The organism is Brevibacterium sp. S22, from assembly GCF_004745485.1.
GTDB lineage: Bacteria > Actinomycetota > Actinomycetes > Actinomycetales > Brevibacteriaceae > Brevibacterium.
Genome location: NZ_RHFG01000012.1, coordinates 76,792 through 91,644, shown reverse-complemented (window position 1 = coordinate 91,644; position 14,853 = coordinate 76,792). Strand labels below are relative to the sequence as shown.

The window sequence follows — 14,853 nt, the reverse complement described above, 5'->3', positions numbered from 1 at the left end:
TGGGCACGTGTTCCATCATACGCCACCGGTGTCCCTATATGTGGGATAGATGACATAATGGGGTGATGATCGAGGATTCTGGAACTGTTGTCAGTGATGCCATTCCGCAGGGCACTCAGACCCTGGCCAGAGGGTTGCAGATCGTCAGCGCCGTCGCTCATGGCTCGACGACACTGAAGTCGATCGTCGATTCCACGGGCATCGGTCGGTCGAGCGCGCACAGGATGATTCAGCTGTTGGTTCAGATGGGGTATCTGCGGCATGGTTCGCCGGGAGAGTTTCGGCTGGGGCCGACGCTGATTGAGTATGGTTTTACCGCGCTCAATCAGGATCCGCTGCCAGTTGTTGCCAGGGAGAACTTGGAGGCTTTGGCTGAACGGACTCAGGACACGATCCATCTCTCGGTCGAGGATGGTGAGTCGGTGCTCTATCTCCATAAGATCCCAGGAACCCGTGGGGCCGAGATGCGGTCCCGGATCGGCCATAGGATGCCGATGACGCGCACCGGTGTCGGCAAGGCGCTGCTGCTGGGGCAAGATGACCGGTGGGAGCGTATGTTCGTTGCAGAGAACCCCGGTGCCGACTCCGCCGCGGTGAACGCATTCATCGAGAGAATGAAGGGCTATACGCACGATGGAGCCTCGCTCGATCTCGAAGAGAACGAGCCGGGGATCCGGTGTGTGGCTGCTCCTATTCGTGATGGCAGCGGAGACATCGTGGCCGGCATTTCGCTGTCAGCGACGCGTCCCTTCATGCCGAAGGACCGGATGCAGGCGTTGGTCCCTGTGATGAAGTCAGCAGCGCGGGAGATCTCGGTGAAGTTGGGGTTCCGGCAGGGATAGGATGATCGCTTTCGGCCGGATCCTTCCTAGCGAGTGAGAGCTCCCAAGCGGCGGCGCACATCCGTCTGGGTGTGTACGCCGCCGCTCAGCAGAAGAGCAGATCTCGCTTCCGTCAGCTGTTCCACCGTTCCTGTTCGCGCGCATGAGTGCCCAGGTATGCGCCGGGGTTGAACTTCTCGTCATAGAAGTCTGTATCGAGATGCTGAGCCTGAAGATAGTTCATAATCCACACAGAGGGCACAGTGCCGGGGAACTTTCCGAATGTCTCATCGACGTATTCGGCCTGCGCTGTGAGGAGTTCGATGAACTCATCGTCGAAAGGTGCCGCTGCACTTCGGACTTTCTTGGAGTCCTTCCACGGTCCTGGCGTGCTCGGATTGAACGGTCCGCCCGGGCCGAACTTCCGTTCGACCAGCGCTTCGACCACTTTCCGCATCGATCCGAAGTGCTGCCGTGTGTACGACTCGAAGACTCCGTCGCGACCCGTCGGGTTGGGGATGGACCACCGGTCGTCAGTGTCATAACGGAAGCCCAGACCTGGCACTTCGGGATTGCCGGAGGCACCGAGAACAGAGTTGCGGTCGATGCCGTCGAAGCTCCATCCGCCCAGACCGATCGCACCCAAAGCGAGGTGGCCGACATAGCTTGAGGTCATGAGTTCGGCGCTGGCTTCTGCCAGCGAGTACTGCTCGACGAAGCTCAACGGCTGGGGATCGTCGAAATGGTCTAGACGATGCCGATACTTCTCGAGGCCGGGGATCGGACGATCGTTGATGTCGTCGTAGATGACATAACCGTTCTGCGAGAAGAAGGCGATATTGAGCAGCGTCTGTTGGGCCAGATCAGCCACAGGAATGACGAGGAGCGAACCTGGCCAATTGCCGATCCACGTATTGTGCCCCTCGAAATAGGGCTGTTCCCGCGGCAGGTAGAGCCGTTCGTCGCTGATGCGCACTGCACGTGCCAGAACAGCATTGAGGGCGTTCTCCACGGCATCGTCCGAGTCGAAGGTGTTGATGTCGAGCTGTTCATCAAGCACGCCGTCCCTCGTCGGGAGGTAATACGTGCCCGAATCGTCGGTGAAGAAGAACTGAGTCGTGTGGAAGCCCGCAGCCGAGGGGAATGTGCGACCGATCGCCGATCCGCTGTAGTTGGGGAACTGAGGTTGGTACCCGGGGTGGCGCGTGATTCCGAAGTGCCATCCGGTCTGTCCGGTGACTGTAGCGAGTACAAGAGCACGCTGCAGGTCGGTCAGTGGGCGGGAGTCCTTACGACTCTTGAATGCCAGGACTCCGTCCGGTATCTCTCCGCCGACGGGGAACCGTCGTGAGCGGCGACCGAGAACCGCCTCGTAGAAGGGGAACTCAGACAGTTCCTTGAGCGCTTCACGCTCCTTGCCTGTCAGTTCGATCGCAGCGAGTCCGTTGTCGAATGTGGTCATGATCAGCCTTTCGTCAGTCAGTGCTTTGCATGGGGATTGGGGCAGATGAAGAGGTCCTCGGGACCTGAGCTTCTACCTTCGGAAGATCTGATTGTCGATCTGGCGGCGCTGCCACAGCAGCACGGGGTCAGGCTTGCTCATCATTGTGCTTCAGCTCCTCGGGGCGGTCATCCCCCGCTCCTGCAAGAGTGACCTTCGCTTCGGGCCGGAACTCCCCGTAGTACTCACCCAACAGTTCCCGAAGGCTGTCTTCTGGATCGGCGGGCTTCTTCGTCAGACCGTACAGAATGAACCCGAGCACGGGCCACGCCAGTACGATGATGTATTCGGCGATGCTCCCAAGCGAGAGCGGGGTGCCCGGAATCAGGCTCACAACGACGAGGAGCACACCGGCAGCGCCGCCGAGAGCCGGCATCCACATCTGGCGAACGCGGTACGGCCTGTCGAGATGAGGATGAGTGCGACGCAGACGATAGAACGCTGCCACTGTGAAGATCCACATGAAAGCAAGGTTCACTCCGCCGGTGTTGAGGAACCAGGTCAGTCCCCCGGGACCGATCCAGCCCATGGCCAGACCTGTCGCTGCGGTGAAGAGAAGCGCATTGCGCGGCACGCCGTATTTTGAGTCCACTGTACTGAGGAATCGCGGGAGCATTCCAGCACGCGAAAGCGAGAAGAGCAGACGCGACACCGCGGAGAACACGGCCAAGAATGTGGTGACGATCCCGAGGACACCGATCACGAAGGCGACCATCGCCACGGGGCCGAAGCCTGCTTCTCGGAAAGCATCGATCGTTCCCGCGCTCAGTCCAGCCGTCTTCGTCCACGGGATCACCCATGCTGTGGCAGCGAAGATGATCGCGTAGAAGGCACCGGCAACGACAACAGCAAGGATGACGATCGATCCGACCTTCTTCGGGGTGATCTTCGCTTCCTCGGCCATCACTGCCACGATGCTGAACCCTGTGAGGAACCCCAGGGCCGGCAAAATGAACTTCGTCGACGAGATCAGTGCGCCGAGGATGTTCTGATCCTCCGGTTTGAACGCCGGGAAGAAGTTGTCTGCGGTTCCATGAGAGAAGCCGACGAACACAATAACTGCTCCCAGTGCGACCATGACGAGGAAGAGAATCAGCTGAGCAGAGAAGGCAAGCTGAGCGCCGAACCAGTTCAGCCCCAGCATGATGAGCATCAGCAGCACGCCGAGCGCAAGCACGGGAAGGAAGACGGTTTCCCCGCCGATCGTGTACAGAGGAATGGTTTCCATACTCGGAATGACCTGAGCCAGGAGGAAGCCGGCGGCAGTGACGTAGAAGGCGACGATGCCTACGTAGATGGCGATCGCGGTCCACCCGACGAGGAAGCCGACAGGACGGTTGAACGCCGCAAATGCGTAGACGAACTCACCCCCGGCGCGTGGGAACGCCGACGTCAGCTCGCTGATGGCCAGGGCGACGCATGCCGCGAGGAAGGTCGCGCCGATCATTCCCAGAATGACACCGCCGGCACCGAATTCCGTGAAGAATTCGCTGGAAAGGTAGAGGAAGCTCGATCCGATGACTCCTGCGGCTCCGACTGCGATGAGTGTCCCTGCACCGAGAGTCTTCTTGAGTTCGGCCATGACTATTTCTCCGTCCGTGGGGTGTCTCTCAGCGGGTGCTGCGCTGCACGACTTTTCAGGAGCTGCTTGTCGAACTTGTGGTTCGGCAGGTGTGGCAGATCTCCGAGGTGGATCTCCTTCGGAACCTTGAAGTTCGCCAGTTCCTTCCGTGCCTCGTTTCGGAGGACTTTGGCATCGAGACTAGGTGCACCCTGAACGAAGGCGACTCCGACCTCGCCGAACTTCTCATCTGGTCGTGCCACGACAGCAGCGGCGAGCACTCCCGGCAGGGCTTCGAGCACTGCCTCGACCTCTCGCGGGTAGATGTTGTACCCACCGGACTTGAACATCTCGTGGGTGCGACCGACGAGGCGGAGGTTGCCGTTCGAGTCGAGCTCGCCGATGTCGCCAGTGCGCAGCCATCCGTCCGGGGTGAACGCCTCGGCGGTCTTCTCCTCCAAATTGAGGTAGCTGAGCATCAGAGTCGGGTGTTTGACACACACCTCGCCGGGGCCGTTCTCCGAGTCCCAGGCCCCGTCTTCGCGGAGGAACCGCAGCTGCAGCTGGGGGTCTGGCTGTCCGACGGTGGTGTTGAGCTCTTCGTTCGAGGCTCCCTGCCGACTGTAGGTCACTGAGGAGGTCACTTCGGTCAGACCGTAGGTGTTCTGCACGTCGATTCCACGGCTGCGGAATTCGTCAATCAGTTTCTCGCTCAACGCTCCTCCACCCCATCCGACTGCGCGCAGGGACGACAGATCGGCTGTGGCGAAGTCTTCGTGTGAGGCCAGCATCTGCAGCTGGGTGGGGATCTGGAACAGCGTGCTCACTTCGTGTGTCCCGATCAGTTCCAATGTCTCCGCCGGGTCGAATCGATCGGTGAAGATGAGCGTGCCGCGCGCGTGCAGGCTGACGCTGCACAGGTCCCCGACGCAACCGATGTGGTTGATCGGCTGGTTGATGATGATGCGTGGGCGTTCAATCCCCCACCTGCGTGACTGGATATGAGCCAGTCGCGACAGTCCTGAGTGGCGGACCATCGCCCCTTTGGGCGCTCCGGTGGTCCCGGAGGTGTACACGAGTATCGACGCGTCGTCCGGCGACACTGCTGCGCGTGCTTGGTCGAGACGTTCTTTCGGCAGGTCGTTCCCGGTCGCCAGAAATGATGCAATGAGTGAACGCGATCCGTCATGGGTCTGGCTGTTGGGGTCGTCTCCGAAGATGACGACGGAAGAGTTCAGTCCGACTCTGACCACTGTGGATTCGAGCCTGTCAAGCAATCCGTCCTCGAGATCGGGACCGAGCACGAACAGAATCGACGGACCGGCGTCGCCCACGACGTGCTCGAGTTCGCGCTCGGTGTACTTCGGGTTGAGGCCCTGCCAGATGGCTCCGATCGATGTCGCAGCAAGATAGCTGATGAGGAACTCCGGGCGGGGAGTGCTCATGGTTGCAACACGGTCGCCGGGGGCTATTCCTGCGGCGAGAAGCGCGCGGGCGAAAGCGTCGACGTCTGCTGCCAGCTCGGCGTATGTCCAGGTCCGGTCGCCGAAGATCACCGCGGTGTCATTGGGATTCGTCTTCGACCATTCTTCGACGTCGGCGAAGATGGGGCGAAAGCGGCTGGTATCTCCCGAGAGCCACCACTGATGGTCGTGATCTGTCATGCTCGTCCGTCCTTTGCTGGTGGGTGGGTCGTCATCACTCGTCTTCTGCATGCCCGTCGATGAGCATCGTCTTCCATTCGGCGTACATCGCGATTTCGCCTGACTCGCATATCTCGACCGTGTTCTGCGAAGAAATGACGAAACGGGTAGGTGTTCTTTCGTCCACCTCGGTGATGGTGCGGTGGTAGCGGATCTGCTCCCCGACCATCACTGGGTAGGTGAACCGAACTCGGTCGAGTCCGTAGTTGAAGCCATACACGCCTTCTCGTTTCAGTGACTGCTGTGAGAATTCGACGTGCATGAGCATCGACAGGAGCATGAATCCATCGATCAGGTCGGGGCCGAGAACATTGTTCTTGCTGATGGTCAGGTCGACGTAGGCGGGATCCAAGTAGGTCGAATGGCCGAATTCGGCCAGGTGCTCCGCGTCGATAGCGAAGGGGTCGGTGACCGTCGATGTTCCGGGCCATGACGACAGTTCGCTCGACAGACTTGACGGCATATTCCAGCTCCTTCGCGTGCGACAGCAATCACCGACGATTGATTCGCCGATATATAAGTGATTACTTAGTTTGCTTATCTGGGAGCTTAGAGTCGAGGGGCAGATCCGTCAACGAATTTCTTCATATGACGTCACCTCTGGGCGTGGATCAGGTCAGGCCCTGTCCCGCTCGTCAGAAAGATAGCCAGCCAGGCGGTCGACATCTCTTTGAGGAATTCGATGGCCTCGGAATCGTGCGGCTCCGCGGAGAAGGCGCGGTCGACGGTGGCGGTCACCGTATCCGTGTAGAAGTGAGCGATCTTCTGCAGCTGCCCCGGCGAGACCGACCTACTCAACTGCGAGAAGGCACGAGTGAGAATCTCGGCCGCCTGCTGCGTCGATGCGCCGTCGAAATCAGGGGAATCAGGGAGTGATTCGATCGCCCTGCGGACCACAACGCAGCCTGGGTGCTCGATGCGGAACACGACTAAGGAGTCGATGATCTCAGCCAAGGCGCTTGCCCATTCGGGTGCGGACAGCATGCGATCGGCACCTGCTGCGACCAGAGCCACGCGAGAGTTCTCGTAGAATTCCGCGAGGAAGAAGAGGATCGACTCCTTGTTGCGAAAGTACGAGTAGACCGAGGCCACGTTCACACCTGCGCGCTCTGACACCGCATTGGTGTTGAGACACGCTAAACCGGACTCGAGCAGCAGGTCGACTGCCGCGGCGACGATTCGATTGAAGGTGTCTCGGGCTCGTTTCTGAGTGGGAACCTTGACCAGATAGGTGGGTGCCCCTTCGGTGAGATAGTCGATCTGTGCCGCTTCATCAGTCGGGCGTCCGATGGTCATTTCGACTTCTCCTTCGCGGTTGTGGCGCCGTTGCTCCTCGTGATAATAGTCGATATCAAGTGATCACTTGGATTCCGATTGGGGCCTGGGTGCATAGGAAGTGAGCATACGAATGGTATTTCATTCTGATTCTGCAGGACGACAGGGCGAAGCCGTCACCGATCTGGTCAAGGACCGTTGGCTGAGCAATTACGCTGCCTCGGTCGGCGACCTCAACGATCTCTATTTCGAAAATCGTCATGGATCTCCAGCCGTTCACCCGGCGTACGTCTCTCACCTCGAATGGGATGCGATCGGCGCGTTGACGGCCCATCTCGATATGTCCGAGGAGGAACGTTCACGAGGAGTGCACAGCTGGAATCGGACGGATCTCGGGGCGCCGATCAGGTCTGGCGATCTACTCGAATGCTCGGCAACACTCGTCGGTGTCGAGCAGCGACGCTCCGGGGCACGCTTGACCTATCGGACCGAGACCTCTTCGCAAGGGACAGTTGTCGCAACGTCTTTCACTCAGACGGTTTTCCGCGGGGTTGGAGTCAACGGCCCCGAGGTGGTGCCGGATCTGCCGCAGCCCGTCGAAGCACCGGCGGGAGATTTCTCCCGGGACGAGGACATCGTCTTCGACAAGCTCGCGCCTTATGTGTTCTCCGAGTGCGCGCGCGACTACGGGGCCATTCACACCGATCGAAAAGTTGCCGAGTCAGCCGGACTTCCCGGGATGATCATGCACGGGACCGGCACCTTTGCGCGAGTACTTTCAGCAATCGTCAATGCCGAGGGCAATGGGGAGCCTGACCGGATCGCCGGTTTCAGCGGCAGCCTGTCGGCGATGGTGTGCTGTCCTTCGACGACCGTGCTGAAGACGGCCATGGCCGACAACGGAGTCCGTTTCGAGTTGCGCAACGAGGATGACGAGGCGGCAATCCGCAATGGGATGGTCTGGTTCAGGTAATAGGTCGCCTACCCGTAGCCCATCAAGGTCAAACGAACGAGGTGCAAACGCTGGTGCGGCTGAGTCCTCGGCCTGATTACCCCGCATCCACCTCAAGGAACTCGAGCATCGCCGGCAGTTCCCTGCGGGCCTGCGACAGCCCCATCCGATGGGCAGCCGCGAGCCGTGAGAGATCGCGGGTGCCGTTGTCGACGGGCATACGTTCGGGAACGAAAACATGGGCCTTGCTTTCGGCTTCGAGGGCAAAGATGCGTTCACGGGTCTCGTTGTACCGCTTCCACCGCGTCAACAGCGCCTCCCCCAGCGCCGGATAGCGACGGAAAATTCCACGAAAGACGGCAGGGAAGCATTGTGGCACCTACTTGTACCCGCGTTCCTGAGTGAGGACGATGACGAACTTCTCGAAGCCTTCACGCTGGGCCTGGCTGAGAGCGATTCCGCCGTCCTCACCCACGGCCCCGTCGACGTAGACGTGACCGTCCAAATGCACCGGTGGCATGAGACCGGGCATCGTCGACGAGGCACGGACTCGAATCATGAGGTCATCAATGTGCGGGGTGTCTTTGCACGACCACACGACCTCCTCGCCTGATTCTGCATCGAAGGCGGTGATACGCATATCGCCGGGGTTCGAGTTGAATGTCTCCCAGTCGAACGGCAGCGCTTGATCAGGAGCACCGGCCCGCTGGTAGATGTACTCCGCGTTGAACATGCCCTGTCCACGAGCGAATTCGTGGCAGTTCTCGCTGCTTGATGGGTGCTGAGCGTGACTCGGGATTGGTGGTGAGGACTTGATACCTCATGCTGAGTCCCGCCCCTCACTCCCGAACTGCCCGGGCCGGTCATTGATCGGCTTGATGTACCACCTGTCCGCCCAGGACTGTCATCAGCACAGACGTGGTGAGCAAGTCATCCACCGGACGCTCGAAGATGTTGGTGTCAAGGACGATGAAGTCTGCGTACAACCCGGCGCGCAACCGCCCTATCTCGTCTTCAGCGCCACACGTCCATGCAGAGTCGGAGGACCCATGCACAACCGCCTCAGCCAGCGGAACCGCGAACTCGGAGACGTTCGGCACTACTGCAGGAGCGGACGGGGATTTGCGAGTAGCCGCCATGTACATGTTGGGCAGTGGAGGGTGGGGCGCAGTCGGCGAATCGGTGCCGAAAGCGAGTCGGGCACCGGCTTCAGTCATCCAAGGCCATGGGAATCCTTGATCGGCGCGGACATCTCCCAATTGGGAACGCCAGAAGGGAGCGTTGAGCGGGTCGACGTGGACCGGCTGCATACTCGGCGTGATACCCAGGGAAGCCAGCCTTTCGACATCAGCTCGATCGACGACCTCGAGATGTTCGATGCGATGCCTGCGAGAGCGGACACCATTGACCCTGATTCCGTGCTCAACGGCGGAGATCGCGATTCGCACCGCTTCATCGCCGATGGCGTGCATGGCGACTTTCAACCCGGCAGCATCTGCAGCGGCCACGACAGGCGCGAGGTCGTCCAGCGGCCAGATGGGATCCGCGTTGCTTCCGTCGGCGTAGGGTACTCCGAGAACAGCTGTGCAACCGTCGACGGTCCCATCAATGATCACCTTGACCCCGACAACGTCCAGGAGTGGAGAAGAGACGTTCTCAGCCAGTTCAACGGCTCGAGCGACCTGAGCGAGGTTCTGTTCGCGATCGCCTGTGTTGTTGATTCTCCAATAGGCTTTCAGCCGACTCGTAAGGCTCCCAGCTCGTTCTGCCGCCAAGAAGGTTTCGAGGTCGGTTTCGTTGAAGCCCATATCGCAGGAAGTCGTCACACCTGTCTTCCTGTAAGCTGCCTGCACACGGTCGAGATTGATCGCACTAGTGGAGGCATCGACGAGTTCGTCGAGGAACGGACCGACAATGCCGTGGAAGGCAGTCTCGTCGACAAAACCGGTCGCTTGCCCGTCAGCGTCCCGATGGAATCTCCCACCCAACGGGTCGGCTGTCTGCGCAGTGATGCCGACCTCGTTCAGAGCGGCAGTGTTGAGCCAGATCGAGTGATAGTCGTACGCGACCGCGTAGACAGGGATATCCGGAAACTGCTCGTCTAGCATGGCACGGTGGGGTTGCCCACCCGGAATCGCGCCATGCGGCCACCCCATCGCCAGGATGCGAGGCGCGTCGGTGCGTTCCCTGTGCCACTGGGAAAGTCGTGCCCGAATCTCGTCGGGATCAGCAGCGCCGCTGAGGTCGGCTTGCCCCAGTGCTTCTCCTGTCCCGATCACGTGGGCGTGTCCGTCGACGAAGCCGGGCAGGACGAGTCGCCCGCCCAAATCGACGGTCTGCGCATCGTTGCCGAGTCTGCGCGCTGTTGCTTCGTCGCCGACATAAAGAATGCGGTCATCGCGGATCAGCAGGGCATCCGCCCACGCACGGGTGTCTGCGGTGAAGAATGAGGCGTTAACATAGAGCTTCTTGCTCATGAAGTGACTCCTTGAGTGGTGTTGGTTGTCATGGTGCAATTTTCTGACTGCGAACGTGCGGCAAGCTGTCGCTGCACGCCTCTGCCAGCGAAAGCGATGTACAGCCCGGCGCTGATGATCAGCGATACGGGCACGGAGAGATCGACAGATCCTGTCGCCGCCGCAATCGGACCAGTGAAGATCTCTGTGGCCATGAACAGCGAGCCGGTGACCGCGCCGGCAATCGCCGCGCTCATACCGGCCAATGACCATCCGCCGTGAAACCAGAACGGACCCGAGGAATTCTCGATGAACAGGCCCGGGCCGTCATAACGGTTCCGGCGCAGCAAGATATCGGAAACGTAGACCGCCATGGTTGGTGCAGAGATGAGGATCAGCACTTGCAACATGAGATTGACGGCAGAGAGCAGACTGGTGGCATTGACCAAATAGAGCGTGAAGGCAGCACCGAGAACCCCGATGACGATGGCAGATGGAATGCGCCGGATCGGAATGCCGATGGACTGGAATGCCATCGACGCCGTATATGTAGTCATCCCGTTCAACGCGATCGTTGTGGTGATCACCCCGATGACGAAGACCGGAGCCAGCCAGACCGGGATCATGTCAAGTAGAGCGAATTCGATACCGGCGTCCAGGCTGGCCGGAGGAACGATCGTGGCAATGAAGACGCCGATGATGTAGAAGGGTGCTCCGGGAAGGGCACCGCCCAAGGCGGTTGCTGCGATGATTCCCCACGGCTTGGTGTCTTTCGGCAGATATCGTGCCATGTCCGCACTGTTGGAGAAAGAGAGGGGGCTTGACGCCTGAATGGCGAAGCCGATCGACACTGCCGACCATAGTGCGACTCCATGCAGCGGCTCAGGCTGCACGAAGCTCCAGTCGATGTCGCTGATGATGAAACCAGAGACGACGAGGAAGATGACGAAAAGGCCGATGGTGATGAAGCCGTACGCCCGCAGAATCAGTCCGTGACCAAAGATGGCCACGAGAAGGGTGATGCCAGCCACCACGATCGTGACCATGACAAGGGCGGCCGGTTTCGGCAACCATCCCCAGCGTGAGAGCAACTCGGCGCCCATGAACGATGAGGCGACCCAATTCAGCGCGAGAAAGACTCCCGAGATAAACCATCCATAGAACGCGATGACGACCTTGTTCCCGCGGATTCCGTATATTGCGCGCTGGATGACCGAGCCTGACGTTCCAGCGGAAGGACCGCTGATCGCCACGATTCCCGGAAGAATCCACAGCAGGCTTGCGGCGATGCTGATGAGAATAGACTGCCAGACCTCCAGCCCCATGATGGTCAGACTCGCACCAACAGTGAAATTGAGAACGCTGATGTTCGGCGCGGCCCAAACTGCGAAGAGATCTCATGCTCTGCCATGTCTTTCGCCTTCGGTAACGATTTCGATGCCCCTGACTTCCGGGGTCTTCGCCGAATCAACGAATCTGGAGGGAGCGCGGTTGGTCATGGAGGTTCCTTTCGATGTCACAAGCATCTTTGCCTGCGTCGAACCTTTATTGGCCGCTTGACCAATATCCTATTGGTCACTAATCCAATATCATGGCTAACATGATGTCAAGCTCAGACCGCGTCAGAGTTCGCAAGCCCGCGTCGGAACGCCGTGCCGAAATCCTTGCGTCCGCAGCTTCGATCGCTCTTAATGAAGGATTGGAGCGAATTACTGTGCGCTCTGTGGCCTCCCGACTGGATGTGCGGCCCGGGCTCGTCAGCCATTACTTCCCCGCCGTCGATAGCCTGGTTATCGAAGCATTTACGATTGCGGCTAAAGACGGACAGTTCGATACGCAGACAATTCCCGGATCACCCGCCGCACGGCTGGCAGCAATCATCGAGGGCCTGGGAGAAGCAAAAGCGCAAGCTCAGTACCGGCTGTGGTCATCAGCCCGAAACTTCAGCCGGACCAGTGCTGCCATGGCAATGGCCCTCGAAGAGCTGGAGGAGTCAGGAAGATCACGAATGATCGATCTGATAGAACAGGGAATTCGAACCGGCGAGTTCAAGGGAGTCGATGCCACAGCAGCCTGTGTGCGTATCTACATGGCCATAGATGGCTACGGAGTCTATGCCAACAATCCGCTGCCCTTCGGTCACGACGCCTACGAATTCTTCGTATCCGATGTCGCCGAATGGGCTCTCGGCCTAGCGCCGGGAACTCTGAGAACACATCCGAACGACGAACGGGCATTCAATCCGAACTGACTCTTCAAACGCTGCGCCGACGCGCTGAATCGAGTTGTCCTCTTCACTGGCGCCGCTGCAATCTCATTTGTTGCAGGCATCAAATCGTTCGTGCCCCCGGGCCGGCTGCCCTTCGCAGTGTCTTCTCAATGCGGCGGATTCTTTAAAGGAGATCTTGGTGATGCTTGCATACCGGCACGATTAAGCAGAGATATCTAGCATCGGGGGTCAGTTTGTCGTCACCCGGTGTACGAAGATACCGAGTAAACTTTGACCGCTCCCGCCTTATTGCCTTTCAGCAGCAGGTGCGCCGCGTACCAGCTGCCTTCTTCGTCTGGGTCGATCGTCTCGCCTGGCCCCTTCAGTCCGCAGATGACGTCGCCGGCTTTGATGGAATCGGCGCCGAAACCGCCGATTCCTTCCATCAGTTCAACGCCGTTGCTCATTGTGTAGTCACCGTATTCCTCGTCCACGACTCCGATGAGTTCGCAGGTGTCAACTTCTGTCCCGTCCTGGAGAGCTAGTTCGCGATAGGTCATCGGTGGGTTCGCGGACGCGTCTCCGATGACTGTGTCCAGGTCTCTCATCACCGCATCAGTGGCCATCTCACCGGCGGCGTCATCGTCGCCTTTGGCTGCCGCATCGACGAACTTCTGAACCTCATCGACCTTTGGGACTCGAACAGTCGCTCCGTCGGCGGTGAACAGCACATCCTGAGCTTCGTACCCTCCCTTCGCCCACACGAAGCGAAGCTCCGCATCCGCCGTGCGCTCTGCAGCGTTGAAGTCCTCGTCCCCGAACACGGCGATATTGCTCACCCTCGCTGTCATATAGGGACCGGTCATATCGATCGAAGAGACGATGCTCCGGTTGAAATCGGCGAGCTGCTGGAAATCCGAGTCCTCGCTCCACGGCTCGATCGAGGTGACGAGGTCAAGATTCTGGTCATAGACACCGACCGAATCCGTCACCCAGTTCCCACCCGTATAGCAGACGAAGTCGATCGCGACCATCGGCTTCGGTGCGGCCAACGACGTTGTCACGTCATTGATGGCGATCGATGACCCGTACTCTCCTTCTGCGGCCTTGCCGTCCGTGAAATCCTGCTTCGCTCCCTCGGCCATAGTTAAGTCTGCACAGGCAGGAGGGACCTCCAGGTTCGCGTTCCGGATGTCGTCCTCCGATGGAAGCTTCGGTGACGGCAGCGCTGAGATGCTCTCATCGAATCCTTTGTCGGCCGCCACTGATTCGTCGTCCGCAGAGTCCGTGAAGTCGAACGAGCTCACTGCCCCTTCATGCTGGATGCGCAGCTGACTGCCGGTGACCGCGAACCCGTCGGTCGGTGCGGACACTGCCCACAATTGGTCACCGGTCGAGACGTCGAGGCCTGTGACCCCGTCCGAGGTTCCGATGATGAGAACACCATCGACGACCACCCACGACGGAGCGACGCGTTTATCACCGAGTCCGGTCACCTCGGCGGCGGAGGAATCGAGGCCCTGCGTCCACAGGACGCTGTCGGAATCGACGCCGGCAAGGGTCTGACCATCGGAGACCACCCACGGTCCGGCCTCCCCCGCCTGCGGATCTACGATCATCGAGACATGAGCCTCAGGATCGAGTTTCAGACCATCATAGGTCTGATCGGTCGGCCCGGTCACTACCCCTTCGTCATCGACGTCGAGAGGAACCCTCGACGATGCGGGGTCGGGGTCGACATCGGCCTTGCTCTCTGCCTTCGTCATCGACCCGTCGCTGAGTGTGACCTCTCGGTTTCCGCATTGGACAGCGCCGCCGGTGACTCGGCATGCGGCGGGAGTGCCCGCCAGTTTGTCCTCCTCTTCGTGGGAGGTGTCTTCGGAGGCGTCAGGGTCGATCGCCTCGTCCAGCGGCTCGGTCTCGCCGGTGTCGATGTCCTGATGCGGGATGGACACCGTCCACGAAGGCGTATCGTCGTCACCAACTCGGGTGAGAATCGATGTGGTCGATCCGATGAACCGCAGGATCTGAGAAGAGGTCTCGCTCGGTTCGGCTGAGGCGGTCAGCGGCGCGCCGTTGAGTTGCATGTCCTGACTCAATCCGCTGAAGTCCATGACATCGGACTGACTGGGAGTCTGCGCGTAGTTGGGCTCCGGGGCACCGAAGGGGTTGTACCCGGAGAAGAAGGCGAACGAAGCTCCGGCGATGAGCACCACGACCGCGACCGCGGCAACGCCGAGCAGGACAGGTTTGGATTTCGATTTCTTCGTCAGAACCTGCTCGGGCGGGGGCTGTGATTCACGGAAATTCGGGTGGTCGCTCATACTCAGAAAATCTAGCAGGAAGCCCTGACGCAACTACATGAAAAGTAGTGC

12 protein-coding genes and 1 pseudogene are annotated in these 14,853 nt (G+C 59.7%); 3 read left to right on the top strand and 10 right to left on the bottom strand.

The genetic code is table 11. From position 1 onward, the window contains the following. The first annotated feature begins 65 nt into the window (after window positions 1-65). Window positions 66-842, top strand: a complete 777-nt coding sequence (locus tag EB835_RS11585; RefSeq protein ID WP_135809626.1) for an IclR family transcriptional regulator — start codon at window positions 66-68, stop codon at window positions 840-842. Between the two features lie 112 nt (window positions 843-954). Here the strand turns inward: EB835_RS11585 and EB835_RS11580 are convergent, their stop codons facing one another. From EB835_RS11580 to EB835_RS11560, 5 genes are all read right to left on the bottom strand, one after another. Beyond that, on the bottom strand, window positions 955-2,283 hold the full coding sequence (locus EB835_RS11580) for a hypothetical protein (protein WP_135809625.1): 1,329 nt from the start codon (window positions 2,281-2,283) through the stop codon (window positions 955-957). Between the two features lie 127 nt (window positions 2,284-2,410). Further along, complete coding sequence (locus EB835_RS11575) at window positions 2,411-3,904, bottom strand: APC family permease (RefSeq protein ID WP_135809624.1); 1,494 nt, start codon at window positions 3,902-3,904, stop codon at window positions 2,411-2,413. A 2-nt stretch (window positions 3,905-3,906) separates the two neighbouring features. Beyond that, complete coding sequence (locus EB835_RS11570) at window positions 3,907-5,547, bottom strand: class I adenylate-forming enzyme family protein (RefSeq protein ID WP_168216717.1); 1,641 nt, start codon at window positions 5,545-5,547, stop codon at window positions 3,907-3,909. A gap of 34 nt (window positions 5,548-5,581) precedes the next feature. Then, window positions 5,582-6,049 (bottom strand): hotdog family protein, encoded by a 468-nt coding sequence (locus EB835_RS11565; RefSeq protein ID WP_135809622.1) that lies wholly within the window; start codon window positions 6,047-6,049, stop codon window positions 5,582-5,584. 131 nt (window positions 6,050-6,180) lie between these two features. Beyond that, complete coding sequence (locus EB835_RS11560; protein WP_135809621.1) at window positions 6,181-6,882, bottom strand: TetR/AcrR family transcriptional regulator; 702 nt, start codon at window positions 6,880-6,882, stop codon at window positions 6,181-6,183. 553 nt (window positions 6,883-7,435) lie between these two features. Here EB835_RS11560 and EB835_RS20655 point away from each other — a divergent pair. After that, on the top strand, window positions 7,436-7,834 hold the full coding sequence (locus EB835_RS20655) for a MaoC/PaaZ C-terminal domain-containing protein (protein WP_240688702.1): 399 nt from the start codon (window positions 7,436-7,438) through the stop codon (window positions 7,832-7,834). Window positions 7,835-7,910: 76 nt separating this feature from the next. Here EB835_RS20655 and EB835_RS20650 read toward each other — a convergent pair whose 3' ends face one another. The 4 genes and pseudogenes from EB835_RS20650 to EB835_RS11540 all read right to left on the bottom strand — a co-directional run. After that, window positions 7,911-8,192 (bottom strand): DUF6363 domain-containing protein, encoded by a 282-nt coding sequence (locus EB835_RS20650; protein WP_346763150.1) that lies wholly within the window; start codon window positions 8,190-8,192, stop codon window positions 7,911-7,913. Continuing rightward, a complete protein-coding gene (locus EB835_RS20645) occupies window positions 8,193-8,612 on the bottom strand; it encodes a patatin-like phospholipase family protein (protein ID WP_346763151.1) in 420 nt (139 codons plus the stop codon). A 64-nt stretch (window positions 8,613-8,676) separates the two neighbouring features. Further along, window positions 8,677-10,290, bottom strand: coding sequence for an amidohydrolase (locus EB835_RS11545; protein ID WP_135809619.1), 1,614 nt, complete (start codon window positions 10,288-10,290; stop codon window positions 8,677-8,679). Then, a pseudogene (locus tag EB835_RS11540) lies at window positions 10,287-11,654 on the bottom strand (cytosine permease); the annotation flags it as partial. The gene EB835_RS11545 and the pseudogene EB835_RS11540, both read right to left, overlap by 4 nt. A gap of 206 nt (window positions 11,655-11,860) precedes the next feature. On the opposite strand from EB835_RS11540, the gene EB835_RS11535 reads away from it, so the two are divergent. After that, window positions 11,861-12,520 carry a TetR/AcrR family transcriptional regulator gene (locus EB835_RS11535; protein ID WP_240688699.1) on the top strand — a complete coding sequence of 220 codons (660 nt, stop codon included), beginning with the start codon at window positions 11,861-11,863 and terminating at the stop codon, window positions 12,518-12,520. 218 nt (window positions 12,521-12,738) lie between these two features. Here the strand turns inward: EB835_RS11535 and EB835_RS11530 are convergent, their stop codons facing one another. Further along, window positions 12,739-14,802 carry a PQQ-binding-like beta-propeller repeat protein gene (locus EB835_RS11530; RefSeq protein WP_135809618.1) on the bottom strand — a complete coding sequence of 688 codons (2,064 nt, stop codon included), beginning with the start codon at window positions 14,800-14,802 and terminating at the stop codon, window positions 12,739-12,741. Window positions 14,803-14,853 lie beyond the last annotated feature (51 nt).